This window comes from Paraburkholderia unamae (assembly GCF_003268775.1).
Lineage (GTDB): Bacteria > Pseudomonadota > Gammaproteobacteria > Burkholderiales > Burkholderiaceae > Paraburkholderia > Paraburkholderia unamae.
On record NZ_QLSU01000022.1, the window covers coordinates 47,217 to 73,694 of the forward strand.

The window sequence follows — 26,478 nt, forward strand, 5'->3', positions numbered from 1 at the left end:
GCTTGCGGCGAAATAGATGGCACAAAAATGTCACAATGCGACGCCTGCGGACCTTGTCCGGCGATAACCACGGAGTTTGATCTTGATCAGCGACCTTGAACTGCTCTCGCGCCTGCTCATGGCAGCCCTCCTCGGCAGCGTGATCGGCTTTGAGCGTGAGCGTCTGAACTGGGCGGCCGGTCTGCGTACACACATGCTGGTCTGCGTTGGCGCCGCGCTGATGATGCTGGTTTCGGCGTTCGGTTTCGCTGACGTGCTCGGCGAAAAGAACGTCGTGCTCGACCCCTCCCGGGTTGCTGCCCAGGTTGTCTCGGGGATCGGCTTTCTGGGCGCAGGATCCATCCTGCTTCGTGGCGAAGTCGTGCGTGGTTTGACCACGGCTGCAAGCCTCTGGTCAGTGGCCGGTATCGGTCTCGCGGTGGGTGGCGGCATGTACACCGCGGCAATCGGCGCCACGCTCATTATCCTGATCATTCTCGTCGGCGTGAAACCGCTGGAGCGGCGCTTTATCTCCGTGCGTCAGCAGCGCAACATACAGCTGCTGGTCGAACATGGTAGCGTCACGCTCGACTCCGTCCATCGGGCCCTTGGCTCGGGTAGCGTGCGAGTCAAGCAGTTCATCGTGCAGCAGTCCGAGGATGACGCCGATCTCGATGACGTCCAGATCGCATTGTCGCGGATGAGTACCAGTGAATTCTCGGCGATCTGCTCACGGCTCGAAGCCATGTCGGGTGTCCGCGAGTGTCGACGCGACAAATAAGGTGGGGAGACAGTCATGACGCGAAGCTACGACTACGAAGGCTTTACGCTTGAGATCTCCGTTGAGTCCGATATCAGTATCGGACCGAAGAGACTTGAGCCAGCACGGCCGGGTTACGTCGCCATCGTAAGGATCTTTCAGGCAACCAGCACGCTTGCCGTATTTTCTCCGCTGCGCTTCGGCGAAGCGGGCGGTCGTCCATTCGCGAACGAGGCCGACGCGCTCATGGGCGGATACAGTGCGGCACGCAAGATCGTCGACGACCTGTTTTGCCACGACCGGCATTGAGCCCAGCTGGAACGCGTCGGCGTCCCTTGCAGCCCGTCCGTCGAGCCGGAACGCCCCCCTCACCATGCACGCTAAATCCCACATATTGGGGAAAATCCTGAACAACATCGATTTATGATCCAGATTTAACAAAGTTAGAATAAATGCTCTAGATTGTTCGGCGGCGTGCTCCCGGTGAGGGTTTGCGGGAGCCGGGCATTCCGTCGAACCGCCGCAGTGGCAGCGGCAACGCCTGTTGGTGAGCACCTGGAGCCAATTCGTGAATCATTCTGAACAGAATTCATTCGCCACAACTACCGCCTGCACGGCTGCATTCCCGTTCCCGGCAATGCATCTGGCTACCGCCTTCGGTGACCTCGCCCGGTTGAACCTCTCGATGTATGGAGTGGTCCTTGCCGGGGCGCCGGAGACCGGGGAAAACATCGCCTCGTCGAGGGCGGCGGACCCGTTTGCCTGGCACCAGGCGGCGGCGCTGCCGTCGCTTGCTGTTCCGCTGGGCGCGTACGCCGTCGCCCTGATCGACATGGCGCTGCAGACTTCGGCAACGCTGAACCGGCTCGCCTTTGCGGGCTGCGTCGAGATGGCCCGGCAGGCGTCGGTTGCGATCACGGCAATCGGCAGTGGCGCGTGGATCGCGGATGCCATGACAACCGCGGCAAGCGAGGTTCCTGAGCGTTCTTCTTCCGTAGCTGTAGAAGCGCCCACTGTCGCGCGGAATATCGCGCGCGAGGTGGTGGACTCTGCTCCGGCAGACGTGCTGCCAGTCAGCAGGCGACGACGAAGTCCTTCTCCCCGCAGCCGCGCGTCGTCCTGACAGGCCTCATCGGCCGGGACTGCGCTACCTGACCCGTCGTTTCCGGGGGCTTTTGCCGCCGGATGTCGCTTTCATTTCCCCACCTCAAGGCAATGCCATGCTGAGTCCCCACGAACTTGCCACGTTGATGCTGGTGAAGGATGCGCCGGAGCGGATGGAAGCGAACCGCGAAGAGCTGGGCGCGCTTCGCGAGCTGCAGCTGATCGCGATCGAGCCACCCGAAACGGGCATACCCATGCCTCGCGTCACTCCGCGGGGCTATGCCTTCCTGCGTGCGATTGCCAGAGCGTGCTAAGGCGCGACAGGCTATCGTTGCACTGTCGTCGGGACGATATAGATGCACCGTGCTCTGCGCACCGGGAAGCGGCGAGCAGGGCTTAACCGGGGAGGCTGGCATGGACCAATCTTGGCTGGGTATGGGTATGGGTGTGGGCGCAATCGCGCTCGTCATCGCGGCAGCCGGTGTCGCGGCTCACTGTCGGCGTGAACGGCGCCGGGCCGATCTGCTGCGCAATCTTGATCACCATGAATGGTGGCAACGGACCCGGTCGCGACACTAGGACGCCCCCGGGCGGACCGTCTCGCTGCGCGATCTGCAGGGGGGCAGAAAAAGCGGGAATAATGATTAATACTACTAATTAAAATCAGGGGAATCCACCATGAGCTACGATTTTGCCGAGCAGGATCTGGTGCACATCAGAAGCGTCGTCAGCCATTTTGAACACGCGGTAGACAGGGCGCGTGACATAGAACCCGGATCGGTAGCCAGTCTAAACTACTGGCGCGCCAGGGTAACGACCATTCTGGCCACGCCCACGCTGCCCATGCACGTCGAAAAGCAGGCGAGGGACGTCCTTGGTCTCCTGGACCGTCTGGACGACGCGTGCCGTTGCGATCGCTCCGGTGACGCCCGCGCTCCATTCTGATTGCACTGTGCGACGCGGGAGATGCAGGACATGCCATACGTGCCACAGCATGAGATCGCGCCACCCGTCCTTGTGACGGGTTCGCTCAAGGATGCGGCCCGGTTCCTGCTCTGCACGCTTTGTCGCGAGCCCGTCAATCCGGTCCCCGTGCCCCACGTGCTTTGCTGGGTCAAGCTGCTGCAGGCGCGCGGCGCCGACTTTGCGTCTCACGTTGTGACGTGCGAGTGCTGGCTTCAGGAGCACCACCGCGGCTACCGGCCCAGGCCGCAGGAAGCGGACTGACTGCGCAGGGCCTTCGCAGGACTTCAGGCCTGCGATGTTCAGTGGTGCTTCCCGTTGGCATCGTGATCAGCGCGCGCGCCGCGATTACGCGAGCGTTTGCCAGAAGTGAACCTCTGGCTGTGCCTGGCGAACGCACGCAGGTCATGACGCATGTACCACGGCCACCCTGCAAGATGATAGAAAAGGAGGCAGCCGCCGCGCATCCCGTGGCGCCACCGGTGCGGCACGCCGTCAGTCGGGAAGTCCGCAAGTGTCCGGTAGCCCAGACAGCAGACGCCGAGCGTCATCCAGGCCATCGCGATGACGAGCGTCGGAATGGAAAGTGCGCAGGCAATGACGAAAATGCCGAATGGCGCACAGATTTCGAACGGCGAGCGGGTTCTCATGGTCTTATCTTCCCGGCAGCATAGGATGCTCGATATCTCAGCTTTCTGCCGGCGTTATCTGCGAGGGCGTGACTCCGCCGGCGTTCCCCGGTAACGTTTCGATTCGTCTAAGAAATATTGCACCTGCAGTGAAAACCGGAATCATGAAAGAACGAGCCACCGTCGTGTGCTGGCAACGCGGAAGAGTCCTTCTCGTCGAACGCGGAAGGGCAAGATGGGCGCTGCCCGGCGGCACGATCCGGCCGGGCGAGTCTGCGGTGGATGCGGCAATTCGGGAACTCAGTGAAGAGACAACAATCGAGGGCTGCGAACTGGGCTATCTGTTCCAGTTCGGAGGCCTGAGCAAACGCCATCACGTCTTTTTCACGCTGTTGCCCGATGCGGCGAGGCCTGTGCCGGGCAATGAAATCCAGCGATGCCGGTGGTTTCGCCCCGGGAAGGTGGCCACGCTCATCACCAGCGTGCCGACGCGCGAGATCATCAAGCTGCTGTTCAGTCATGAAGTGGCGGCGTCCGGGCTCGTTTCCGCGTAGCCAGCGCCCCCGGGTCGCGCTTCCGGTAGGGTCGGGCCGTGGGCCGGGCGAAACGCGGGCGATTGCCACCCGGTAGCGCGCGTTCCAGCTGGCTCGACTGCGCCTAATCAGACTGGATCAGGGGCGTAAGGAGCTTTCGACCGTTCGTGATATTGCCCTGAATGTCACGGACCAGCCCGTTAAAGTTTGTGCCCCGGCGGCCGAAAATACATGCATGGCGCATGAGCAACCAGACTCTCCCGAAAACAATCCCGTCTGGGCGGAGGCACGGGCGCTTGAGACCAGTATCCGTGCAATCAGACGGGCACAGGGAAAGAGGAATCCTGAAGACTTTTCCCCAGAAAGCCCGGAATGTCTTGCGGTCATGGAGGAGTTCGCGCGCGAAGTCGGCCGTGTGCTTGCACTCGATGTCCGCGACCTTGAAAAGGATGACGACAGCAATCCGCACGGCGCCGGGGCGGCTGGCTAGCCCCTGCCGGGAGCCGGTGCAATCTGACGTGTCGGCTTTGCGGCTTATCTGGCGCGATGCCTTGTCATCGAATTTTGTCCCGGAGAGAATCTGACCAACGGGGAGTTCTCCAGTGGCAATCAGCGTGGTCGAGCCACGCGCCACAGGCTCCTCCCTCATTCCGGTGAAGCCAGCATCGATGCTGGCTCGTGGCAGCCAGAGGCGCTGCCCCAGACCGGTTCGATATTTCTCCTGGACAACGGCGTCCGGTTCGGTGGTCGTCCGGGTCACAGCACGTGCTACGACGTAGCATGGTTGAACTGGCTGGCGTTTTCGAGCTAGCTGGGCGAAAGACTGTATTTCTTCCTCTGGAGCACGACCCGTGCGTCGGCGTGCTGCCCGAAACCGGCGACGAACCTGACGTTGCAGGCAAGCATGACCTCTCGCAATCGCGTGACTCAGCCGGCACACGGCTGGCGCGTTCGTCACGCCGCGGCTGGACACGGCGCGACCTGCGCCGGACATCGCGTAACCATTGAGGATTGGACCATTTGCCGGGTAACGGTATGGCCGTGTCCTGTCGTCAGCCTGAACCTCGGCGCAGTGGCGGCGAATGTTCAACGGGCAGGCATCACGCGGCCCCCGCATGGGCAGGGCCGCCATCCATCGCACCACCGGGCTGCCGCGCGGCCTGCACCATGCGCCTTTCGAGGTGCTCGCTCGCCCGCGCAACGATCTCGACGCGGGTGGTGGCGAGCTGCCGATCGTACTCGTTCACCACCGTCGTCAGTTCGCGGATCAACGAATCCGGTAGTCTCCATTCGCCTGTCCGGCCAGCGTTGAGAAGTACCTCGTCGAGAGTTCGCTCGATGCGATCAATATCGTCGACATCGAGCCTGCCGAATCCTGTGCGGGTGATGTAGCCAGTGATGAAGACGATCTGGGACATGTGACTGATCAGTGCGCGGCCGGCCTCGCCGTTGCGCCGCCGCTCGTGCGCGATTCGCGTGCGCAGCGCAAGACTGGGTGCTTTGCTACGGGACATCGGAAGGAGCAGTGCTTTCGAGAGCGCCCTTGAGGTGGGCTGACGAAGGGAGCGGGGTTTGTTCCTGCTGGACATGTCCAGGTCTCCTGCGCGTGAAGTTTGAGCCCCCCACATTCCTGGCATTCTCCGCGAGGAACCACAATGGTGGCTCGAATGGATGGCCGGGCTCAGTATTCCGGCGGATTGTCGGTAGCAGGAGCTTAAGGGAAACTTAAGCATGCGTTATGCGATGCGCGCCGACAATGATAGCGTGTCAGGAGGGCTGCACCACGCGCCTGCTGCTGGTTGAACACGACGGGATGCTTGCCGCGCCGGTGGTGGAAACGATGCGGTGCGCGGGCCATATGATCAACTGGGCACGCGACCGGCGCGAAGCGGAGTCGTCCCTTTGCGACGGAACAACGTATGACCTGATCATGCTGGGCCTGGGTCTGCCAGGAGATGAAGGGCTCGACCTGCTGAACCATTACCGCAGGCTCGGCGGCCGCGCCCCGGTGATCATCCTGACAGCCCTGGATGCAGTAGAAAGCCGTATTGGGGCGCTCAACGCAGGCGTGGACGATTACCTGATCAAGCCTTTTGACCTCGATGAACTCACGGCACGTATCAGCGTGCTGATGCGTCGTCGTACGGGGCAGGCGGCGGGAGTGTACGCACACGATGGTCTTTTGCTGAACCACGTTTCCCACGAGGCGACCCTGCATGGAGCGGCGCTCGACCTTCTACCGCGTGAGTTCACTCTGCTCGGGCCGCTTATCGAAGAACCGGAGCGGGTTTTTACCCATCATGACCTTCTGAGGAAGGTGTACGGCCTGGACGACGAAATCGACAGCAATGCGATCGAAGTTCATGTGCATCGTCTGCGGCAGAAGATCGGTGCGCAAAGGATCGTGACGGTGCGCGGCGTGGGTTATCGTCTCAGAAAGATCGCATGAGTGCGCGAGCCGCATCAACGACGGCGATGCCACTGCAACCTGGAACGACGGCACGATCCGTGTCGCGCGTTGCGCGCGTACCCACACAGGAGCGGGGCCCGTTAGCATTCCTGCTTTTTCTCCGCAGCCCCGGGCAAGCCGGTTGCTACGTCCGCGTGCCAGTTCCTGATCGTTGCAATGACTCGGTGCGATGGTCGGGAGTCGAACACGGCTCATTTGGTTTTCGGTGGCCGGCCCGTCTTGACCGGCTCGACTGCCTTGACGGCCGCAAGAAGGTGTTTCGTTGGCACAGATGCCAGCAGAAGCAGTCCTGCACGCACAAGCTCGCTCTTTTTTACGGCAACGCCCGCGCCGAGGCACCGCTGCTTGAGCACCGCGAGCTGCTCGTAATCCTCCCTTGGCATTGTGAAGGTGTCGCGTACGACCTTTTCCGGTTTCACATGCTCCTTGTGGTGCCGGACAGCGCGCGCAGGCGTCGCCTGAACAGGCGTTGCCGTTCGGGTCTGTGGCCTGGACGCCACACCCCCGGTCCTCGCAGGCTCGACTGACTTCCCGCCGCCCGCGGCCTCGCGGCCACCGCCGTCAGGGGATGCATGTGCCCGTCTGGCGTTTGCGTTCCTGGTAGCTTTTGGCTTCATGGTTTTTTTCGCGTTTGACAAACCGTACAAACAGTTTATCGTCTTTCTGGAATGCGGGAGTTTTTCATGCCAGACAAGCATATTTCCAGCCAGTTTGATGCTGACCTTGAACACCTGTCGTCCAGGTTTTTCGCGATGGGGGGACTGGTTGAGTCACAGTTGACCGATGCAATGAACGCCCTCAGCCGCTTCGACATGCGACTGGTCGAGAAGGTGATTGATGAGGAGCATCGACTCAACTCGATGGAAATCGAGATCGATGCGGAGTGAAACAATATCATCGCGCGGCGCCAACCCATCGCATCCGACCTGCGGAGGCTTATGGCCTTCTCCAAAGGCATTACCAATCTTGAGCGCGCAGGCGATGAAGCGCGCAAGATCGCAAAACGGACGAGGAAGATTTCGAATGATCCTGCGGGTAGGAATCTGGATATCGCCGAAATCCGGACATCTGGCCAGATGGCAGGAACCATCTTCCACGACGCGCTCGCGGCATTTGCCCGACTCGATACGGTCGAGGCTGCCAGGATCATGCGCGACGATGAGGCAATCGATGAGCAGTACCGGGCATTCGTGCGCAGGCTGCCGGCATACATGGCCGGGAATCCTCGCGTTATTTCTTCCGCGCTCGACTATGTGTCCATTGCGTCGGCCATCGAACGGATTGGCGACCATGCAAAAAACCTGGCGGAGCTTGTCATCTATGTTGTCAAGGGCAAGGACGTCCGTCACCTTTCGCGTGATCGACTTGAGCGCGAGGCCCTGGACGATTGAGCGCGGCATGGCAGCGACATGAAATCTCAATGGTCGTAGGCGAGGTGGCCGTCAGCTGGTTGGGAGTTGAGGTTCGTGAAGTGTACGTAGTGAATACGCGCGTGTTGTGGAGTACGACAATGAAGATGTCTCACAGATTGCAGTCCCATTCCGCCGGACCGGTTTGGGGGCTGGTTATGGGGATGTTCCTCGTGGCGATCGGAATCGTCATCTGGATCTATGCGAAGTCATCGCAACCTGGCGACTCACTGGATGAATCGCTCGCAATGGCTGCGATGCTTGTTGGGGTTTTTCTGGCTGTCTATGCCGGACGGGAAATCAGCCGCGCACGACGATGATATCCGCGCGCAACAGTCGTCGGGAATGAACTGTTGACACGTCTGGTGGATGTCCGGCGTTGGGCCGCACGCATCGAACTGCGCCGGGCCCGCGACACGGGAGGAGCGGGTAGTGACGCCCGTGCTGATTTGCGCTATGCCGCAAGCCCTGATCGATCCCGTAGCAATGTCTGGTGCCGCAGCGACAGGTGTACTCGCTGTTTGAATCGCGCCCTCATTCAATGCTGGTAAGCCATGATAAACGCGCCCAGTCCTCCAACCACCAGGGCGAGCGGACACAACGCCGACGACCAGCCCTGCTGTATCCGGATTACGGTGTCGTAGAAACGCCATACAGCCACGACGCCGCAATAGGCTGTAATGACAGTGCCGGCTCCGCGAAGAGCTGGCAGCCACTGATGCCACACGGCGAGGCAATAAATACCGAGGGCGATGATCGCAATACCGACCGCAGCATCGCAAACTTTACTCGGCTGCTGGTTGCTCGTCGGGGCGTTCATTACGATTGCCCTTTATTTCGTTGAGCCGTGTCTTCGGCTCTCAGATCAGGCGACTCTGGACCACTGCGGGAGGGCCATGGACGGCCGAGATGGCTTCGGACATGGCTCGCGAAATCCCGGAGTTCCGCTCGCATGTACCACGGCCACCATGCGAGGTGGTAAAAAAGCACAAGCGAGCGTCGCCGACCGCGCAACCAGCTGCGCGGAATGCGGTCGGTCGGAAAGTCCTCAAGGGAGCGGTAGCCCAGCGTACAGACGCCTATCGTCATCCATGCGATTGCAATGATGAATGTCGCCAGGCAGAACGAGCCAGCGACCAGGAAATGACAAGCGGTGCGCAGATCTCCAGCGACGAGCGGTTTCTCATGATTGATCGCCCCTCCCGCGCTGTGGCTGCCGGTTCACGTGAGGCCTTGCTACAAATATAGCAGTTCTATGAAAGCACCCAAGCGTTGCAAGAGCGCGCCATGCTGGCAGCACAACCCGATGCTTCTGTTAGCCCGAGGGTGCTCGAGTTGGGCCACCCAGCGTCACGATCTTGCGGGCGAAATCCCCACCGGAAGCTGCCGGGCGCGAGTTTGAAGAGCGAACGGACCTGCCAGCCCATGCGCCCGGATATCTCTTCCAGTTTGGCGGCGCCAGCAAGTTGCATCACTTTCTCTGGATCAATTTTCTGCTGGCAGCCACGCATGGTTTTTTGCACTGCTGGGGGCTCTCCGTGCGCCAACATCAATATGCAGCCGTTGGTTACATGCCGGAGCGGGAGTCTTGCGAAATTGAGTGATACGCAGTTGGTCGAGCGGCTGTTCATTCAGCGACAGGTTCACGACCAGTCGCTTCTGGATTGCCCCGAGTGGTTGGATCGGTCAGCACATCTGGAATCTCAACGAGTGTCGACAGGCAGTCTTCAGGAACTGCCTGCCGCGCCGGATGCCGCACTGAGCACGTTGGAGGCCAACAAGCCGCACGTTGACCCTGATACGGGACTCGCGCTTGGCTCAGTCGACTATATTGTCGCCATTCATCTGCACATTCTCTTGGTATGCGGTGCGGGGCGATCGGAGAGAGTGGAAATCGCTGTGCTTTCGTCGTTGTTCGGCGACCCCGGCAGTGGGAACTGTCCGCCCAATTGCTGGCTTAGCGCCTGGGCGCTTTCACGGACAGACGCTATCCATGAGCCTTGTACCCGCTGTAACGGAACGATCAGGGTAATTGCGCCCAGCACGTCTTCAAGGGGACCAAATACCGGCGCTGCGATGCCCGCGAGTTCGGGTGAGCGGTCCCCGGCGAGCAATAGCACCTGTTCATTGCGGATCTGCTCCCCGAGCGCGGGGTCGCCGGTGTGCATGTAAGCCTGCAATACCCGGCCTGCCGCGCCCCTGCCCAGGGGGAGCAGATCTCCCGTTTCAATGCTGTCCCTGACCGCGTGCGGCGAGGCGATTCGATGAAGACATAGCCGGAATTCACCCTGGCGGACGTAAAACGCGGCGCTCTCACCGGTCGTTCTGACCAGTTCGTGCAGCGCAGCGACGGTCCAGTGCGAAAGAGAAAAGGACCGCATGTAAGCTGCATGGAACCTTGCAACCGCAGGCCCCAGGACGTAACGCCCATCGGGTTGCTGCGCAACGGCGTGCGCGTGGATGAGCGAGGCGATCAGACGCAGTATCGTGCTCTTATGGAGGCCCGTGTTGTTCGCGATCTCTTTGAGCGACAGGCTGCCGTTACCGTTTGCCAGTGCGGACAGCACACATAGCGCCCGATCGACAGCAGCGACTCCGGACGGTGGCGGATGGCTGATGGTCGGCATGGTGGTCGGGTGGCGTTGGGGCACGACGAGCGGACGGCTACGTGGTTACTGGGACCTGGATTGTGTTAGCAATCCCTCCACGACGCCGAAACCGAGGCGGTCGGCCGGATCGAGTACTCGGAGCTTCTCGACAAGTTGGCGAGCCACCACGCGCTCGCCGCGCCGCACACTGATGAACGCCAGCGCCTTGAGCGTAAAGAGCCAGAAGCGGGCGGGCCCAGGCATGGAGAAATCGGCGTCTGTGGGCTGAACCGCGCGCCAGTCACGATCGATTGACGCCTGTGCCGCAGCGACGGCGAGGCCCTTTCGGGCGACCTCGTTCGCCGGCTCCAGTTCGCCTCGGCTCGCGTGGAACTTGTAGAGCAGATAGTACGGAGGCAGGCAATTTGGAAACGTGAGCACTGCCGTCCATAGCGCGGCGCCCGCCCGCTCGGGCCCCATGCCGCGCGCCTCGTCAACGAGACGCTTCACGGCAGGCGGGACTTCACCACCGAACAGTTCAGTGGACTCGACGCCAGTGAACAGGTTCACCACACAGCCTCCGGTGCGATGAGACGTGCGACCGGCGTGCCGCCTTCGAGATGCGAGGTGAAGATCTCCGCCACGTCGTCGGGTGTCACGCTGCGATAGAGCACCGCTTCCGGATAGACGATCACGTTGGCCCCCTGGTCGCAGGGGCCGAGGCAACCGGAATATGTGATCGCGACAGTTTCGTACGCGTTGCGCTTTTGCTGCTCGGCCCAGAAAGCCTGAACAAGGGCGACCGAGCCCTTGCCACCTCCACAAGAGCCGCGTGGATGCTGCGCAGGCCGGTTCTGGGTGCAAACGAAGACATGTCGTTGCGGTTTGCTCATTGCCGTTTCCTTAGCCAAATTTGAACAGGATGCCGTGCCCGCCGCGCGGGTATTCCCATTCGATGTTGTTGTGCTCGGCGCACAGGATGCGGCAACTGCCGCATTCGAGACACCCATCCGTGATCAGCGTGACAGAGCCGTTGCCTTCAGCCTTGTAGCACGATGCCGGGCACACAAAGGTGCAGCTTTTCGCGCCGCACTCGCTGGTACAGACATCCGCGTTCCTGATGCGGATATGCGGCCGCCCCGCGTCCACACGGTAGCGGTTCTGGAACAGTTTTTCCTCGACGTTGACAGCGACGGTGTTCATCGAAATGCCCTCCAAAGTTTGTATGCGTCGCCCATGAGGCCGGTGAGCGAGCGACCTTTGCGAAAGCTCGCGATGACCTCCTGCTTCTTGGTCGTTTTGTCGACGCCGTCGACGGTGATCATTGTCCGGGCGGCGTTCGCAACGAGGTCCGGGTAGGTCGTGAAGAACTGCGGATTGCGGTGCAGAATCCCCGGCATGTCGCGGTATTTGTGCAGATCCTTCATCACGAAGCTGCCATCCAGCGCGGCCTTGTACGGCGAAAGTGCATTTGCACGGTAGCCTCGTCCGGCCGCTTTCGCGTCGATCACCGTTTCGGCGGCGAGTCGCCCGGTCGTCATCGCGAGATTGGAGCCCTCGCGATGTGCGGCGTTGACGAAGCCGCCCGAGTCGCCCACGATCATCCAGCCGTTGCCGTATACCTGCGGGATGGCGTGGAAGCCGCCCTCGGGTATCAAATGCGCGCAATACTCTTTCATTTCCCCGCCGGCAATCAGCGGCGCGATGGAAGGGTGGCGTTTCATCTGTTCGAGCAGTACGTAGGGACTCGTCCGGTTCGGATTCCTCTTGAAGTCGCTCAGCATGCAGCCGACGCCGATGGTCAGCGACTCCTTGTTCGTGTAGAGGAATCCCGTTCCCATCATCCCGTCGGTGATCCGGCCGACCATTTCGATCACGACGCCTTCTTCTTCGCCAATGTTGAAACGCTGGCGAATCGTCTCTTCGGGCATGAAGAGAATCTCCTTCACGGCCAGCGCGACGTTGTGGGCCTGGATTTCACCGTGGAATCCGGCCTTGCGTGCAAGCGTGGAGTTCACGCCGTCTGCGAGGATCACCACGTCTGCGTAGACGTCGCCCTGCTCGCGATCGCATTGCACGCCAACCACCTGGTCGCCGTCCATGATGAGATGGTTGACCGTCGTCTCGCAGATCAGTAGTGCGCCGGCTTCACGCACCTTGGCCGAGAACCACTTGTCGAACTGGGCACGGATGATCGTGTAGCGGTTGTACGGTGGCTTGTTGTAGTCATCGCTACGCATGTGTGTGCCCACGAACGACGTGTCATCGAGCATCCACATGCGCTGCTCGATGATGTGGCGCTCGAGCGGAGCATCGTCCCGAAAGTCGGGAATGATTTCTTCAAGCGCTTTCGCGTAAAGGATCGCACCTTGCACGTTCTTGCTGCCTGGATACTCGCCGCGTTCAATCTGGAGCACTTTCAGGCCGGCCCTGGCCATCACGTAAGCTGCGGCGTTACCGGACGGCCCGGCGCCGACGATAATTGCATCGAACTGCGAGGGTTTCTTCATCATGTTCTCCTCACGCGGCCTGTTTGCCGCGCAGCGCCAGGTGATCCGCGAACGCCTGCGTGAGCGCCGGCAGCACCTGTAGCGCATTGCCGACGATACCGTAGTGCGCAAAATCGAAGATCGGCGCGTTCGGATCAGTGTTGATCGCGACGATCACGTCCGAGCTTTCCATGCCGACGCGGTGCTGGATTGCGCCGGATATGCCGGCCGCGATGTAGAGCTTCGGCCGCACGGTCTTGCCGGTCTGGCCGACCTGGCGCTCGGCGTCGACCCAGCCCGCCTGCACGCATGGACGCGTAGCGCCGACTTCGCCGCCCAGCACGCGAGCTAGCTCGAACACTAGACGAAAGTTCTCCGGATTCTTCAAACCTTTGCCGCCGCTGACGATCACGTCGGCATAGGGCAGGTTGATCCGGTTGCTGTTAGCGTCCGCGATGAAGTCGAGCAGCTTCGTGACGATCTCTGTTTCGATCATGCCGAGTGTTTCCTGCACGATCTCGCCGCTGCGATCGGCCTGCGCGTTCGGCATCGCCATCACACGCGGACGTACCGTGGCCATCTGCGGTCGATAGGCGAGCGTCATGATCGTGCACAGCAGCGAACCGCCGAAGGTCGGCCGCGTGGCTGCGAGCGCGCGCGACGCCGGGTCGATGTTCAGCTCTGTGCAGTCTGCGGTGAGACCGGTGGCGAGCGTCGTGGCGACCGAGCCCGCGAGATCGCGCCCCATCGAGGTCGCGCCGAGCAGCAGGATCTCTGGCTGATACCTGTTGACGAGATCGGTGAGCCCCTTCGTGAACGGCTCGTTGCGATAGCCAAGCAGTGCCGGGTCGTGCATCACGTAGGCCTTGTCAGCACCGAAGCCAAACGCCTCGGCAGCGAACCGTTCAAGCGGCTCGTCGGGGCCGCCCAGCACGGCGACCGCTACGTTGCCGCCAAGCTTGTCGGCGAGCTTGCGCGCCTCACCGAGCAGTTCCCACGATACGCTGTGCACGTGGCCGCGATCGTGCTCCAGAAAGACCCAGACACCTTTGTAGGATTTCAGGTGTTCGGGCAGTTCGAGGTTGCGACCGCCGGCGCGCTTTGCGGGTGCAGCCGGTTGTTTGTTGTTGGGGACGGCGGGCGAGTTCATGGAGTTTCCTTCATCAACAGATCTGCTTCCAGCGTCGGATGGCGGGTAAAGATCTTTTGCAGCAGATTCAGCGACACGTCGCGCAGGCTTGAGGTATCGAGTTCGAGCATTTCCGCTTTCTCGCTGCGGGGCGTGGGGCCGAACACCTTGCTGACCACGGTCGGCGAGCCTTTCAGCCCGATCTTGCTGATGTCTTCGATGCCGGCCTGTTCGCGGTTCCATTTGCGCACCGGATAACCCGCTGCATGGATCATTGAGGGCAGTGATGCGAAACGCAACTCGTTGGTGTTCTCGAGCATCGTTACAAGGCACGGCAGTGCGGTTTTCAGCACCTGCACGCCGCCTTCAGCGCGGCGCTCGACGACGATCGTGCGCGCATCAAAATCAGGTTCGACGATCCGCGACACGTAGGTGAGCAGTTGCAGCCCCATGCGTTTCGCGATGCCGGGACCGACCTGCGCAGTGTCGCCGTCGATGGTCTGCTTGCCGGTGAACACGATGTCCACGGCCTGCTCTTTTGCGATCTGCCGGATCGCGGCAGCAAGCGCGTAGGAGGTTGCGAGTGTGTCGGCGCCAGCGAACGCGCGGTCGGTGACGAGCACCGCGTCGTCAGCGCCGTAACTGATGCACTTGCGCAGCGCATCTTCGGCCTGTGGCGGTCCCATGCAGAGCATGGTGACCTTGCCGCCGAAGCAGTCCTTCAGCCGCAGCGCTTCCTCCAGCGAGAACAGGTCGTACGGGTTGACGATCGCCGGCACGCCCTGGCGCATGATGGTGTTGGTGACAGGATGAACCCGGATTTGCGCTGAATCCGGAACCTGCTTGATGCAGACGACGATGTGCATGGCGGCTCCAGATCAGGCGGCATCGCGGGCCGGTAACGACGCGCGCAGGTTGTCGAGGGAGACGTGCTGCCTTCCGTCCACGTCCTGAAAGACCTTGAACACTTTTTCCTCGGCGGGCGTGGAGATAACGAAATCGTTGTACGCCTTCAATAGCAGGCCGTGATAGAGCGCAAACATTGCCGCCTCGTTGTCCTGCGGCAGCGCATCCTGTTGACGGATGTACTGGAAGAAGCGCTTGAGAATATGCAGACGGCTCACGTTCACCACTTTCTGGTCGAAGCTAATGCGGAAAAACTGGAGAAAATCCTCGGCGGACGAGAGGCTCTCCAACTGCTCGATGAATCCTTGCATGTTGGCTACTCCCCAATGTACGAAGCGGACGATGACGGAAAGCGCGTGGCCTGCGCACAGGACTCGTCGCAGCATCCGCACTTGCTGGCTGCGGCGCACGGGCCGGTATGCGCGGTCTGCTCAAGATGCGCCACGCGCTCAAGCAGACAGGCGAGAGCCTTGCCGACCGGGTCGGGTATCAGATGGTGGTTCAGGTCGAAACCATAGGGAGCAGGCCTCGTGGCCCGTGCGACGATGCGCCCTGGTATGCCGACCACGGTGACCCCCTCTGGCACCGGGTCGATGACGACGGAGTTGGCTGCGATGCGGGCGTGGTGCCCGACCACAATGGGACCAAGAATCTTCGCTCCCGCGCCGACGACGACGTGGTCACCGAGCGTCGGATGCCGCTTGCCCGGATGCCAGCTCGTGCCGCCGAGCGTGACCCCGTGATAGAGCGTGACATCGTTGCCGATTTCTGCGGTTTCACCGATTACGACGCCCGCGCCGTGATCGATGAAGAAACGCTCGCCGATCACTGCACCCGGATGGATATCGATATGGGTGAACATCCGTGCGACATACGAAAGCCAGCGCGGCGCATAGCGCCAGCCGCGACACCACAGCGCGTGGCCGATACGGTACGCCGTGATCGCGTGTATGCCTGGATAGATCGTCCATACTTCGAGATGGCTCCGTGCAGCGGGATCACGTTCGTGGACGCAGCGAAGATCCCCCCGCAGCAGCGTCCACCACGAACGCCTCGATGCGTCCAGTGCATACTGCGGTGCGGACGATGCCGCGTCAGGCATGGTGCTTCGAAGCTCGCTCATGACACTGTCTCCAGCGCGCCGTTTGCTTCGGCCAGGAATCGGTACAGATCGCTCTCGCTCGGCGCCTGCTTGTACTGGATCGCGAAATGACGGATGCGGTGGAGCAGCATTGGGACGAGCCGATCGGCGATGCGCAGGCCGAGCGCATCGTAAGCCTGGCGCACACTCTGGGAACCCGAGTGCTTGCCGAGTACTACTAAGCGCTGCCGGCCGAGTTCGGCGGGATCGAATCCTTCGTAGGTAGTCGGGTGCTTGGCGATACCGTCGGCGTGAATGCCCGACTCGTGTGTGAAAACACCTGCACCGACGATACTCTTGTTGAGTGAGACGGTGCGGCCAGATGCCTGTTCAACCAGGCGTGAGATGCCCAGCAGCGCCGTGGTGTCGACTCCGGTGTCGCGGCCGAGCAGGTGACGCGTGCCCATGACGACTTCCTCGAGGGCGGCATTGCCAGCCCGCTCGCCGAGACCGTTGACGGTCGTATTGGCGTGCGTGGCGCCCGCGCGCAGGGCGGCGAGTGTGTTGGCCGTGGCCAGTCCGAGATCGTCGTGCGCATGTATCTCGATTTCAAGATCGACCACGCCGCGCAGCCGTGCGATAGCTTCGTAGGTGGAGAACGGGTCCAGCACGCCCAGCGTGTCGGCAAAGCGAATCCGTTGCGCGCCACATTGCTGAGCATGCTGTGCGACCACAGCCAGGAATGCCGGGTCGGCACGGGAAGCGTCTTCCATCCCGAGCGAGACCTTGCGGCCGCTTTTTGCCGCGTTGGTGATCACGCGCGTGACCTGCCCGAGCACCCAGCTGCGCGGTTGCCGCAGCTTGTGCTGAAGGTGAATGTCCGAAACCGGAATCGACAGATGGACGATGTCCGGGTTGCAGCGCAGGGCGGCGGCAAGGTCGTTGTCGGTGAGCCGTCCCCAGACCATCATGCCCGCATGAAGGTTCAGGTCGACAATTGCCTTGATGCAGGCGATTTCATCTTCGCCCATGGCAGGGATGCCGATTTCGAGTTCGGGGACTCCTGCGCGTGATAGCGCAGTGGCGATTGCGCATTTCTCTGCGATCGTGAATGCGACGCCGGCTGTCTGCTCGCCATCGCGCAGCGTGGTGTCATTGATGATCGGGTTGGACATCGGTGACCTCTCTGGTTGTTGCAGACTTGGATTGCAAGGGCTGTGCCAGGCGATATCACGGCGAAAATCAGCTTTAACCGTATGATTTTCGTCGGCGCGTGTCGTTTCCGAAGCGGGGGCTGCCGGTTGTCCGTGTCGTGAATGTCCTGTTTCGAACAGGCGCGGTAGTGTTCGGATGGTACGGGCAGCGCTGGGTCTTCCGCGCCGCGCGTAACTGACTGTCATGGACAGAGAAGGAGAGGCAAGGGGAGCCCGATATCGGTGGATCCCGGATGATTGCTGCGACGGATGAGTGCTCGCGAGCCGGAAACGTCAGTGCTCGCGCGCGAGGTTGCGCGTATGTCTTGGCAGTTCGATGACCAGATCGATGTCTCGCAATTTCACGCAGCAGGCAAGGCGCGACTGCGCTTCGAGTCCCCATGCATGGTCGAGCTGGTCGCTTTCGTCGTCCTCCGGCGGCGCGAGCGATGTGCCGCCTTCGCGTATGTACACGTGGCAGGTCGCGCAGGCTGCCACCATTTCACAGGCATGTTCGAGCGCGATACCCGAGCGCAGCAGGTTTTCGCACAGCGACGTGCCGCGCCTGGCTTCGACGATCTGTCCATCGGGGCACAGCTCGGGGTGGGGAAGTACGTGTACGCGAGGCATGGTGTCGTTCGTCCCTCAGGCAAGGCTGTCGAGTTCACGGCCAGCTAGCGCCTTTCGTATCGATGCGTTCATGCGCCGCGCAGCAAATTCTTCCGTGGCCTGGGACAGGTCGGCGGCCGCCATTTTGAGCGGCCCGAGGGATGCGCCGGTCTCGAGTGCATCGGCCACACGGAAGGTGGCCTGCCGGACGTTGGCCAACTCTTCGGCCGATAGCAGTGCAGCATCGCTCGCGAGTGCGGCCCCGGTCGCATCCAGCAGACGCCGTGCGTCGACCTGCGCTTCGCGCAATGTGCGCAGTTGCATGTCATCGAGCGAAGTTTCAATCGCCTCTTTCAGCATGTCAGCCACCTGCGCGTCGGTGAGACCGTACGACGGTTTGACGTCGACATGTGCTTCAATACCGGTCGTCTGCTCGCGGGCGGTAACGGCAAGCAGGCCGTCGGCGTCGATCTGGAACGTGACGCGAATACGTGCGGCACCGGCGACCGCGGGCGGAATGCCGCGCAATTCGAACCGCGCGAGGGAACGGCAGCCCGATACGGCTTCACGTTCACCCTGCACGACATGAATCGACATCGCGGTCTGTCCGTCCTTGAACGTCGTGAATTCCTGTGCTCGCGCCACGGGTAACGTGGAGTTGCGCGCGATGATCTTTTCGACGAGGCCGCCCATGGTTTCGAGGCCGAGCGATAGCGGGCACACGTCGAGCAGCAGCCAACTTTCGCCGTTGCCGTTGCCGACCAGTACGTCGGCCTGTTTGGCCGCGCCAAGCGCGACGACCTGGTCGGGATCGATGTCGACGAGTGGGTCTCGCCCGAAAAATTCGCGCACCGCTTCGCGTGCGAGCGGCATGCGGGTCGAGCCGCCGACGAGGACCACACCGCTAATATCGGTCGTCCGCAGATTCGCATCGCGTAGCGCACGACGGGTCGCGGCAAACGTGCGATCGATCAGCGGTTGGCAGAGCGCAGCGAAGGCTGCGCGGGACAGGGCTCGTTGCCAGACAGTGCCATCCGTTAGCGTCATTGCGACACTGGCCGTTTCCGATTGCGAAAGCCCCTCTTTTGCGGCGCGTGCGGCTATCAGCAGGCTGCGTTGTTCATGCGGTGCGAGCGATGCGAGACCGGCAACACCGTTTGCCTCACATAGCCATTGCGCAATCGCCTGATCGAAGTCGTCGCCCCCGAGAGCTGAATCGCCACCCGTTGCGAGCACTTCAAAGACACCCTTCGAGAGACGCAGGATCGAAATATCGAAGGTGCCACCTCCCAGATCGTAGACCGCGAAAGTGCCCTCAACCGCGCGGTCCAGGCCGTAGGCCACCGCCGCTGCGGTTGGCTCGTTCATCAACCGCAGCACTGTCAGTCCGGATAGCCTTGCGGCGTCCTTTGTCGCCTGGCGTTGCGCATCGTCGAAGTATGCCGGTACGGTGATGACCACGCCCGCGAGTTCTCCGCCGAGTGACGCTTCGGCCCGAACACGCAGAGTGCGCAGGATTTCCGCCGACACTTCCACTGGCGAGCGCTCACCCGCAACGGTCGCAAGGCTCACCATGCCGGGACGATCGATAAACCGGTACGGCAGGGTGTCGGCATTGGGCAGATCCGCAAGGCGTCGCCCCATGAAGCGTTTTACCGAGACGATCGTGTTTGCAGGATCGTCGGCCTGGTGTATCTGCGCGTCGCGCCCTGCCTGCACTTCGCCCGAGGGAAGGTAACGCACGACGGACGGCAGCAGGGTTTCGCCCGCGGTATCCACCAGCACCCGGGCCGCAGCGCTCTGTACGGTGGCCACGAGCGAATTGGTCGTGCCAAGGTCGATTCCGGCCGCGAGCCGGTGCTGGTGCGGGGCGGCGGCGCGGCCTGGTTCCGCGATCTGTAGCAGGGCCATGGTCAGGATGTCCGGTTGGTGGTTCAGACGGCGAAACTTTCCCCGCATCCACAGTTCGCGGTCGCGTTCGGGTTGTGAAATTTGAATCCCTCGTTGAGTCCCTCGCGTACAAAGTCGAGTTCGGTGCCGTCGAGCATAGGCAGACTGCGCGGATCCACAACGATCATCACGCCATGGGCTTCGAAGCATTGGTCCTCCGCGGCGGGCGCATCGACGAACTCGAGCGCATATGCGAAGCCAGAGCACCCGCTTGTCTTGACGGCGACTCGAAGTCCGACGCCGCTGCCGCGCTTTTGCAGGGACTTCTCGACGTGCCGTGCCGCAGCGGGGGTGAGTGAGATGGTCATGATCTGCCGCCTCACACGGAAAACGAGCTGCCGCAGCCGCAGGTACTCTGGGCGTTGGGGTTCTGGATGACGAAGCGCGCGCCTTCGAGGCCGTCTTCGTAATCGACTCGCGCGCCGAGCAGATACTGCTGGCTCATCGCATCGACCAGCAGCGTGACGCCGTCGGTGACGGTTTGCATGTCGTCTTCGGCAATCTGGTCGTCGAAGGAGAAACCGTACTGGAAGCCGGAGCACCCGCCGCCCGAGACATAGAGCCTGAGCTTGAGCAGCGGGTTGCCTTCTTCCTCGATCAGCGATGCGACCTTGGCAGCGGCGCGTGGGGTGAAATCTAGAAATGCCGGCGTCGCATTCTGAGGGGCGACGCCCGTGTGTTGAAGCGATTCCATTGTGCTTATCCTCGTTCGGGTGAGCGCGTTCAGTTTGCGCCGGACGCGCAGGCCGGCTGATCCGTGGTGAGGTCGACGTCGTGCGAATCCGCTGCGCGCTGGCGCGATCGGAAGTCCGCGACCGCGGCCTTGATGGCGTCCTCTGCGAGGATCGAGCAATGGATCTTCACGGGCGGTAACGCGAGTTCCTCTGCAATCTGGGTATTCCTGATCGACATCGCTTCATCGAGCGTCTTGCCCTTGACCCATTCGGTCACGAGCGAACTCGATGCGATGGCCGAACCGCAACCGTATGTCTTGAACTTCGCGTCCTCGATTACACCGTCTCGGTTCACGCGGATCTGGAGCTTCATGACGTCACCGCACGCCGGAGCCCCAACCATCCCTGTGCCGACCGCATCGTCGTCTTTCCCGAATGAGCCGACATTGCGGGGATTTTCGTAGTGGTCGAGAACCTTGTCGCTATAAGCCATGACGTGCTCCACTGGACTACCAGAGTGAAATGAAAAGGCCGGGGTGTCAGTGCTCGGCCCACTGGATGGAATGAAGATGAATGCCGGCCTGCGCCATGTCCCACAGCGGGCTCATGTTGCGCAGGCGGTTGACTACCTGAGTCACCTGGGCAATCGTGAAGTCGATTTCCTCCCCGGTTGTGAAGCGACCGAGAGAGAAACGGAGCGACCCGTGTGCGAGCGTGTCGTCGCGGCCCATCGCGCGCAGCACGTAGCTCGGCTCAAGGCTGGCGGACGTGCAGGCGGAACCAGACGACACGGCGACGTCCTTCATGCCCATCAGCAGCGATTCGCCTTCGACGTACTGGAAACTCACGTTCAGGTAGTGCGGCGCCCCGCGGGCGAAGTCGCTGTTCAGGGTGACGGCCTCGATGGTCTGGAGTCCGATCCATAGACGCTCGCGCAGAGAGCGGATCCGTTTGTTGTCCGCATGCATGCATTCGCGCGCGAGCCAGAACGCCTCACCCATGCCGACGATCTGGTGTGTCGGCAGGGTACCCGAGCGCATGCCGCGCTCGTGACCGCCCCCATGCATCTGCGCCTCGATCCGCACGCGTGGCCGGCGCCGTACGTAAAGAGCGCCGATGCCCTTCGGTCCGTAGAGCTTGTGCGCCGAGAACGACATCAGGTCGACCGGTAGCGTGTCGAGATCGATCGGAACCTTGCCGGCCGCCTGGGCGGCATCGACGTGTAACAGCACGCCGCGCTCGCGGCACAGCGCCCCGAGCGCCGCGATGTCCTGGACGACACCGGTTTCGTTGTTCACGAGCATCACCGATGCGAGCACGGTGCCAGGCGTCAGCGCAGCCTCGAACACGGCCGGATCGACAAGGCCGTCAGGTTGTACCGGCAGCACGATGACCTCGAAGCCATCGCGCTCGAGTTCGCGCATCGTGTCGAGCACGGCCTTGTGCTCGGTCGCAACCGTCACCACTCGGTTGCCGCGCGAGCGGTAGAAGCGCGCGGCACCCTTGAGCGCGAGATTGTTCGATTCGGTGGCGCCTGAAGTCCAGACGATTTCGCGAGGGTCGGCGTTCACGAGGCTCGCCACCTGCTCGCGCGCCAGTTCCACGGCTTCCTCGGCGGCCCAGCCGTAAGCATGCGAGCGGCTTGCCGCGTTGCCGAAGATCTGGGTCATATATGGCAGCATGCGCCGCGCGACGCGCGGGTCGACCGGCGTGGTGGCGGCGTAGTCCAGGTAGACGGGCTGGATACGGCGTTCCTGATCGCGTGCGACATCCGGCATGGCGGGCTCCTCGGCGACGGATGAGAGACGGGCGACAATTTGCAACATCTGTGCCATGGCTTTTTTTTCGGTTGTATCGTTCCTTTCGAACGACAGTTGTTTTTTTTGTCCGTAACCTGTACTGCACGGTGGAGCGGACTTGTTGCGTTTGTAGGCTTTGTCGCCACGAGTGCAAACTCAGACGCATGTTTGTCTGGCATGGGCTGATTCTTGCTTTATCGCGTCTCATGCTGTTGTTGCGCAGTGGTGCCGCGATCGGGCCATCGCACGAGCGGAGGGATTCATGCAGAAGTCAGGTGCGAGCGAGGCCCGTCGTGAGCTCGACGCGGTCTACGAAGTCAGCAAGACACTCGTTTCGTCGCTGGATGTCGCACAGACGTTCCGGATGTCGCTGCAATATCTGTTGCACGCTCTCGACTGGACGCGTGCGTTCGTCGTACTGGCGCAGTCCGACGGGCAACTGCATGGACTTTGCAGCGCGGGCCTGTCGGGCGATGAGCATCGGCGGGTCCAGTTTCTGCCGGGAGAGGGGATCGTCGGGCGCGTCTACAAGAGCGGCATGCCCGTGATCGTGCCGGATGTGCGCGACGAACCCGCATTTCTCGACCGGACAGGCAGCGCCGGGGGCGACGCCAATGCTCACGTCGCGCTGCTCGCAACGCCAATCCGGCAGGAACGGAACACGCTCGGGGTTCTTGCGGTGTTTTGCGACAATCCGGGCGGCACGCGCAGGTTTGCTGGCGACCTGCACCTGATGAAGATCGTGTCGACGTTGATGGGCCAGGCGTTGCAGCTTCATCGCAGCGTGAGCGCCGCGCACGACCGGATGCAGGAAGAGGCACGTCGCATGCAGAAGACGATCAAGCCGTTTCAGGCGCTTGATCAGGTAGTGGGGGTGTCCGAGCCCATGCAGGAGATCTTCGCGCAGGTTCACCAGGTGGCCCCAGCGCGAACCACGGTGCTGCTGCGAGGCGAAAGTGGCACAGGCAAGGAAGTGATTGCCCGATCGATTCATCGGCACTCGCCGCGCAGCGAGCACGCGTTCATCTCGGTGAATTGTGCGGCGCTAACAGAATCGTTGCTCGAGAGCGAACTCTTCGGACACGAAAAGGGGGCCTTCACGGGCGCCCAGGGTCAGCGCAAAGGCCGGTTCGAACTGGCGCACGGCGGCACGCTGTTCCTCGACGAGATCGGGGACATTTCGCCGTCGTTTCAGGCGAAGCTGCTGCGCGTGTTGCAGGAGCGGGAATTCGAGCGGGTGGGCGGCGCAACGCCCGTGAAGGTCGATGTACGACTGATTCTCGCGACCAATCGAAACCTCGAGCGAATGGTGAAGGAGGGGGAGTTCCGGGCCGACCTGTATTACCGGATCAACGTGGTCAGCATCCAGCTGCCGCCATTGCGTGAGCGGCGCGAGGACATTCCGGCAATGGCGCAGTATTTCCTGGATCGGTTCAATCGCGACAATGGCCGCGCGCTGCGCTTCAGTCCCGACGCGATGCGCGTGCTGACCGGTTGTTACTGGCCCGGCAACGTTCGGGAACTGGAAAATTGCGTTGAGCGTACCGCGACGATGACACATCACGAGATCATCGACCGCCTTGCCTTTCTGTGCCAGGAGGACCGGTGTCTGACTCGCGTGCTGCATCACCTCGAACGTGAGGACGCAGTTAATCCCGTGCGTCTTTCCGACATTCCGATCCGCGAGATTCCTGCATCGCATGGCGGGCACAACCACCCGGGTTCCGATGAACGCGTCACGCCGTTCTCGATGCCCGGCGAGCCGGCCGATGACGAACTTTCGGGGGGCACGTCAGACGGCAATCCGCTTGTCGATGACGAGGAGCACAAGCCAGAAGGCGAGCGCGAGCGGCTCATCTGGGCAATGGAGCGCTGCGGCTGGGTCCAGGCGAAGGCGGCGCGGCTGCTGCGGATCACGCCTCGGCAGATCGGCTACGCACTGCACAAATACGGCATCGAGGTTCGCCGCTTCTAGCCGGCTACCGCCCGCGGCATGGACGCCGGGCACTCTTGCGCGATGAGATCGAAGGCACCGGTAGTCCGACATGCGTCACCCGGTGCACCTATTCCTTTTCGACGACAAGTTCCGCGCAGCGTGCGCGCGAGTTGTCGCAACCTGCGCAGCGTGCGGGCGGCGGCTCGCTGACCACCGCAGCGGTGCCGGATGTGAGCTTTGTCGGAACAGCGACAGACGACGCGGTTCTTGTTGGATTTGAACCCTGTGCATCGCCGACAAAATATACAGGAAGGCGGTCAAACCGCTGTTGAGGCGGACACTTTCCATATGGCATGGATCTGGCTTTAAGCCTTGCACGTGGCCACTGTCGGTTGCGAGGAGAGTTCCATGCAAGATAGCGCGAACGCAAGCCTGCTGCCCGCTGCCGCCTATATCGGCATCGGGCAGATCAAGCCCCTTGGCGCGACGATCGAAGGACCCGCAACCGGTGGCGGCTGCGGTACTCACGGCGGCGACGGCAAGGCGAGTTGTGGCACGTCGGGTGGTCCCAACGACATGCCGCCTGACGTGTGGGAGAAGGTCAAGAACCACCCGTGCTATTCGGAAGAGGCGCATCACCACTACGCGCGTATGCATGTGGCCGTCGCGCCCGCCTGCAATATCCAGTGCAACTACTGCAATCGTAAGTACGACTGCTCGAACGAGTCGCGTCCGGGTGTGGTTTCACAGAAGCTTACCCCTGAGCAGGCCGTGAAAAAGGTAGTCGCAGTGGCAAGCGAGATCCCGCAAATGACCGTGCTGGGCGTTGCCGGTCCGGGCGACTCACTGGCGAACCCGAAAAAAACGTTCGACACGTTCCGCATGCTCCAGGAGCAGGCGCCCGACATCAAGCTATGTCTGTCGACCAATGGGCTTGCGTTGCCCGATCTGGTCGACGAGATCTGCAAATACAACATCGACCACGTGACGATCACGATCAACATGGTCGATCCTGCGGTCGGCGAGAAGATCTATCCGTGGATCTTTTGGGAACACAAACGCGTGACCGGCTACGAGGCCGCCCGAATCCTGCACGAGCAGCAGATGAAGGGACTCGAGATGCTCACTGCTCGAGGCGTGCTCACCAAGATTAATTCGGTGCTGATTCCTGGTATCAACGACGAACATCTGATCGAAGTCAATCGCGAAGTAAAGAAGCGCGGCGCATTCCTGCATAACATCATGCCGCTCATTTCCGAGGCAGAGCACGGAACGTACTTCGGGCTAAACGGCCAGCGCGGCCCGAGCGCGCAGGAACTGAAGGCCGTACAGGATGCCTGCATGGGCGGCGCAAACCTGATGCGTCACTGTCGCCAGTGTCGTGCCGACGCGGTCGGCCTGCTCGGTGAGGATCGCAGCGAAGAGTTCACGCTCGACAAGATCGAGCAGATGGAAGTGGTCTACGACCTCGACCGGCGCCGCGAATATCAGGATCGCGTGGAGGCGGAACGCGAGGCGCAGCATGCGGCGAAGCAGGAAGCGCTCGCCGCCGCCCGGGCGATCGACGTGGCCGACGACCTGAAGGTACTGGTGGCGGTCGCAACGAAGGGCGGCGGGCGTGTCAACGAGCACTTCGGCCATGTCACCGAGTTCCAGATCTTCGAGGTGAGCGCTGCGCAAGCCCTCTTTGTTGGTCATCGCCGCGTGGATCTGTACTGCCAGGGCGGCTACGGCGACGACGAGCAGTTGCCGTCGGTTGTGCGCGCGATCAACGACTGTCACGCGGTGCTCGTTGCGAAGATCGGCGCGTGTCCGCGCGATGAGCTTTCGCAGGCCGGCATCGAGCCGGTAGACCAGTACGTCGGCGAGTTCATCGAGAAGGCGGCACTCGCTTGGTTCAACGACTATCGCGGCCGCATTGCGAGTGGCTCGATCGTGCACGAGGACCGCGGCGACGCAGCGATCCGGCAGGGCGCGTTCACGGGCGCTGCCGCGGGGGCGGCTGCCTGAGCAGTAACGCAAGCGTCGCGCCCGGCGCGAGTCACAAGATCATCATTACAAGGAGTGTCCCCATGGCCCTGAAAATCATTGCCTCGACCTGTACCGGCTGCTCGGCGTGTGAGCCGGAGTGTCCGAACGTTGCCATTAGCGAGAAGGGTGGCATCTTCGTGATCGACCCAAAAAAATGTACGGAATGCGAAGGACACTTCGACGCGCCGCAATGCGTGGCCGTGTGCCCGGTGGACGGCTGCATCGTCCAGGTCTGAGCGGGCCTCG

Annotated in this window: 33 protein-coding genes and 1 pseudogene; 12 read left to right on the top strand and 22 right to left on the bottom strand. The window is 61.9% G+C overall.

Translation table 11 applies throughout. The annotated features are described in order from the left end of the window. Positions 1 to 82 precede the first annotated feature (82 nt). The 5 genes from C7401_RS29715 to C7401_RS29735 all read left to right on the top strand — a co-directional run bounded on the left by C7401_RS29715 (position 83) and on the right by C7401_RS29735 (position 2,788). Entirely contained in the window at positions 83 to 760 is a 678-nt protein-coding gene (locus C7401_RS29715) for an MgtC/SapB family protein (protein WP_112175070.1), read from the top strand. Between the two features lie 15 nt (positions 761 to 775). Further along, entirely contained in the window at positions 776 to 1,048 is a 273-nt protein-coding gene (locus tag C7401_RS29720; RefSeq protein WP_112174968.1) for a hypothetical protein, read from the top strand. 259 nt (positions 1,049 to 1,307) lie between these two features. After that, a complete protein-coding gene (locus tag C7401_RS29725) occupies positions 1,308 to 1,862 on the top strand; it encodes a hypothetical protein (protein WP_133254422.1) in 555 nt (184 codons plus the stop codon). A gap of 97 nt (positions 1,863 to 1,959) precedes the next feature. Then, on the top strand, positions 1,960 to 2,157 hold the full coding sequence (locus C7401_RS29730) for a hypothetical protein (protein WP_112174970.1): 198 nt from the start codon (positions 1,960 to 1,962) through the stop codon (positions 2,155 to 2,157). Between the two features lie 364 nt (positions 2,158 to 2,521). Beyond that, complete coding sequence (locus C7401_RS29735; protein ID WP_112174971.1) at positions 2,522 to 2,788, top strand: hypothetical protein; 267 nt, start codon at positions 2,522 to 2,524, stop codon at positions 2,786 to 2,788. 320 nt (positions 2,789 to 3,108) lie between these two features. On the opposite strand, the gene C7401_RS29745 is transcribed toward C7401_RS29735, so the two are convergent. Further along, complete coding sequence (locus C7401_RS29745; RefSeq protein WP_112174973.1) at positions 3,109 to 3,456, bottom strand: hypothetical protein; 348 nt, start codon at positions 3,454 to 3,456, stop codon at positions 3,109 to 3,111. 143 nt (positions 3,457 to 3,599) lie between these two features. On the opposite strand from C7401_RS29745, the gene C7401_RS29750 reads away from it, so the two are divergent. Continuing rightward, entirely contained in the window at positions 3,600 to 3,989 is a 390-nt protein-coding gene (locus C7401_RS29750; RefSeq protein ID WP_112175071.1) for an NUDIX hydrolase, read from the top strand. Positions 3,990 to 4,092: 103 nt separating this feature from the next. Here the strand turns inward: C7401_RS29750 and C7401_RS45120 are convergent, their stop codons facing one another. Together C7401_RS45120 and C7401_RS29760 are read right to left on the bottom strand one after the other, a co-directional pair. Beyond that, on the bottom strand, positions 4,093 to 4,728 hold the full coding sequence (locus C7401_RS45120) for a hypothetical protein (protein WP_181565723.1): 636 nt from the start codon (positions 4,726 to 4,728) through the stop codon (positions 4,093 to 4,095). 340 nt (positions 4,729 to 5,068) lie between these two features. Next, positions 5,069 to 5,557: a hypothetical protein gene (locus C7401_RS29760; RefSeq protein WP_112174974.1), complete on the bottom strand. Its 489-nt coding sequence runs from the start codon at positions 5,555 to 5,557 to the stop codon at positions 5,069 to 5,071. 167 nt (positions 5,558 to 5,724) lie between these two features. Between C7401_RS29760 and C7401_RS29765 the strand changes: the two genes are divergently transcribed. After that, positions 5,725 to 6,417: a winged helix-turn-helix domain-containing protein gene (locus C7401_RS29765; RefSeq protein WP_112175072.1), complete on the top strand. Its 693-nt coding sequence runs from the start codon at positions 5,725 to 5,727 to the stop codon at positions 6,415 to 6,417. 212 nt (positions 6,418 to 6,629) lie between these two features. Here the strand turns inward: C7401_RS29765 and C7401_RS45990 are convergent, their stop codons facing one another. Then, positions 6,630 to 6,857, bottom strand: coding sequence for a hypothetical protein (locus tag C7401_RS45990; protein ID WP_308012609.1), 228 nt, complete (start codon positions 6,855 to 6,857; stop codon positions 6,630 to 6,632). 264 nt (positions 6,858 to 7,121) lie between these two features. On the opposite strand from C7401_RS45990, the pseudogene phoU reads away from it, so the two are divergent. Both phoU and C7401_RS29780 read left to right on the top strand, forming a co-directional pair. Then, positions 7,122 to 7,829, top strand: a pseudogene (phoU, locus tag C7401_RS29775) (phosphate signaling complex protein PhoU). A 119-nt stretch (positions 7,830 to 7,948) separates the two neighbouring features. Further along, entirely contained in the window at positions 7,949 to 8,167 is a 219-nt protein-coding gene (locus tag C7401_RS29780) for a DUF3188 domain-containing protein (RefSeq protein WP_112175073.1), read from the top strand. Positions 8,168 to 8,385: 218 nt separating this feature from the next. Here the strand turns inward: C7401_RS29780 and C7401_RS29785 are convergent, their stop codons facing one another. The 18 genes from C7401_RS29785 to C7401_RS29865 form a co-directional block, all read right to left on the bottom strand. Then, positions 8,386 to 8,667: a hypothetical protein gene (locus C7401_RS29785; RefSeq protein ID WP_112174976.1), complete on the bottom strand. Its 282-nt coding sequence runs from the start codon at positions 8,665 to 8,667 to the stop codon at positions 8,386 to 8,388. A 433-nt stretch (positions 8,668 to 9,100) separates the two neighbouring features. Next, entirely contained in the window at positions 9,101 to 9,370 is a 270-nt protein-coding gene (locus C7401_RS45365; RefSeq protein ID WP_133254420.1) for a hypothetical protein, read from the bottom strand. A gap of 318 nt (positions 9,371 to 9,688) precedes the next feature. After that, positions 9,689 to 10,474 carry an IclR family transcriptional regulator gene (locus tag C7401_RS29790; RefSeq protein ID WP_112174977.1) on the bottom strand — a complete coding sequence of 262 codons (786 nt, stop codon included), beginning with the start codon at positions 10,472 to 10,474 and terminating at the stop codon, positions 9,689 to 9,691. Positions 10,475 to 10,519: 45 nt separating this feature from the next. Further along, positions 10,520 to 11,005 carry a hypothetical protein gene (locus C7401_RS29795; protein ID WP_112175074.1) on the bottom strand — a complete coding sequence of 162 codons (486 nt, stop codon included), beginning with the start codon at positions 11,003 to 11,005 and terminating at the stop codon, positions 10,520 to 10,522. Then, the gene (locus C7401_RS29800; RefSeq protein ID WP_112174978.1) at positions 11,002 to 11,328 is read right to left on the bottom strand and encodes a (2Fe-2S) ferredoxin domain-containing protein; all 327 of its coding nucleotides are present in this window, start codon (positions 11,326 to 11,328) and stop codon (positions 11,002 to 11,004) included. The genes C7401_RS29795 and C7401_RS29800 overlap by 4 nt, the downstream gene beginning before the upstream one ends. Before the next feature lie 10 nt (positions 11,329 to 11,338). Beyond that, positions 11,339 to 11,638: a ferredoxin family protein gene (locus C7401_RS29805; protein ID WP_112174979.1), complete on the bottom strand. Its 300-nt coding sequence runs from the start codon at positions 11,636 to 11,638 to the stop codon at positions 11,339 to 11,341. After that, positions 11,635 to 12,945, bottom strand: coding sequence for an FAD-dependent monooxygenase (locus C7401_RS29810; RefSeq protein WP_112174980.1), 1,311 nt, complete (start codon positions 12,943 to 12,945; stop codon positions 11,635 to 11,637). The genes C7401_RS29805 and C7401_RS29810 overlap by 4 nt, the downstream gene beginning before the upstream one ends. A 10-nt stretch (positions 12,946 to 12,955) precedes the next feature. Beyond that, entirely contained in the window at positions 12,956 to 14,074 is a 1,119-nt protein-coding gene (locus C7401_RS29815; protein ID WP_112174981.1) for an electron transfer flavoprotein subunit alpha/FixB family protein, read from the bottom strand. Next, complete coding sequence (locus tag C7401_RS29820) at positions 14,071 to 14,919, bottom strand: electron transfer flavoprotein subunit beta/FixA family protein (RefSeq protein ID WP_112174982.1); 849 nt, start codon at positions 14,917 to 14,919, stop codon at positions 14,071 to 14,073. Before C7401_RS29820 ends, C7401_RS29815 begins: the two co-directional genes overlap by 4 nt. Before the next feature lie 12 nt (positions 14,920 to 14,931). Continuing rightward, positions 14,932 to 15,270: a nitrogenase stabilizing/protective protein NifW gene (gene nifW, locus C7401_RS29825; protein ID WP_112174983.1), complete on the bottom strand. Its 339-nt coding sequence runs from the start codon at positions 15,268 to 15,270 to the stop codon at positions 14,932 to 14,934. A 5-nt stretch (positions 15,271 to 15,275) separates the two neighbouring features. Next, the gene (cysE, locus tag C7401_RS29830) at positions 15,276 to 16,061 is read right to left on the bottom strand and encodes a serine O-acetyltransferase (RefSeq protein WP_112175075.1); all 786 of its coding nucleotides are present in this window, start codon (positions 16,059 to 16,061) and stop codon (positions 15,276 to 15,278) included. A gap of 17 nt (positions 16,062 to 16,078) precedes the next feature. Beyond that, positions 16,079 to 17,215 carry a homocitrate synthase gene (nifV, locus tag C7401_RS29835; protein WP_112174984.1) on the bottom strand — a complete coding sequence of 379 codons (1,137 nt, stop codon included), beginning with the start codon at positions 17,213 to 17,215 and terminating at the stop codon, positions 16,079 to 16,081. 312 nt (positions 17,216 to 17,527) lie between these two features. Next, entirely contained in the window at positions 17,528 to 17,863 is a 336-nt protein-coding gene (gene fdx / locus C7401_RS29840; protein ID WP_112174985.1) for an ISC system 2Fe-2S type ferredoxin, read from the bottom strand. A 15-nt stretch (positions 17,864 to 17,878) separates the two neighbouring features. Then, positions 17,879 to 19,753, bottom strand: a complete 1,875-nt coding sequence (gene hscA, locus C7401_RS29845; protein WP_112174986.1) for a Fe-S protein assembly chaperone HscA — start codon at positions 19,751 to 19,753, stop codon at positions 17,879 to 17,881. 23 nt (positions 19,754 to 19,776) lie between these two features. Further along, positions 19,777 to 20,100, bottom strand: coding sequence for an iron-sulfur cluster assembly protein IscA (gene iscA / locus C7401_RS29850; protein WP_112174987.1), 324 nt, complete (start codon positions 20,098 to 20,100; stop codon positions 19,777 to 19,779). Between the two features lie 11 nt (positions 20,101 to 20,111). Further along, positions 20,112 to 20,486: an iron-sulfur cluster insertion protein ErpA gene (gene erpA, locus C7401_RS29855; protein WP_112174988.1), complete on the bottom strand. Its 375-nt coding sequence runs from the start codon at positions 20,484 to 20,486 to the stop codon at positions 20,112 to 20,114. Between the two features lie 29 nt (positions 20,487 to 20,515). Next, positions 20,516 to 20,959, bottom strand: coding sequence for a Fe-S cluster assembly scaffold IscU (gene iscU, locus C7401_RS29860; protein WP_112174989.1), 444 nt, complete (start codon positions 20,957 to 20,959; stop codon positions 20,516 to 20,518). A gap of 46 nt (positions 20,960 to 21,005) precedes the next feature. Next, positions 21,006 to 22,244 carry an IscS subfamily cysteine desulfurase gene (locus C7401_RS29865; protein WP_112175076.1) on the bottom strand — a complete coding sequence of 413 codons (1,239 nt, stop codon included), beginning with the start codon at positions 22,242 to 22,244 and terminating at the stop codon, positions 21,006 to 21,008. Positions 22,245 to 22,527: 283 nt separating this feature from the next. On the opposite strand from C7401_RS29865, the gene nifA reads away from it, so the two are divergent. The 3 genes from nifA (at position 22,528) to C7401_RS29880 (ending at position 26,468) form a co-directional block, all read left to right on the top strand. Next, positions 22,528 to 24,240, top strand: a complete 1,713-nt coding sequence (nifA, locus tag C7401_RS29870) for a nif-specific transcriptional activator NifA (RefSeq protein WP_112174990.1) — start codon at positions 22,528 to 22,530, stop codon at positions 24,238 to 24,240. Between the two features lie 369 nt (positions 24,241 to 24,609). Next, a complete protein-coding gene (gene nifB / locus C7401_RS29875) occupies positions 24,610 to 26,211 on the top strand; it encodes a nitrogenase cofactor biosynthesis protein NifB (protein WP_112174991.1) in 1,602 nt (533 codons plus the stop codon). 62 nt (positions 26,212 to 26,273) lie between these two features. Next, complete coding sequence (locus C7401_RS29880; RefSeq protein ID WP_112174992.1) at positions 26,274 to 26,468, top strand: 4Fe-4S binding protein; 195 nt, start codon at positions 26,274 to 26,276, stop codon at positions 26,466 to 26,468. Positions 26,469 to 26,478 lie beyond the last annotated feature (10 nt).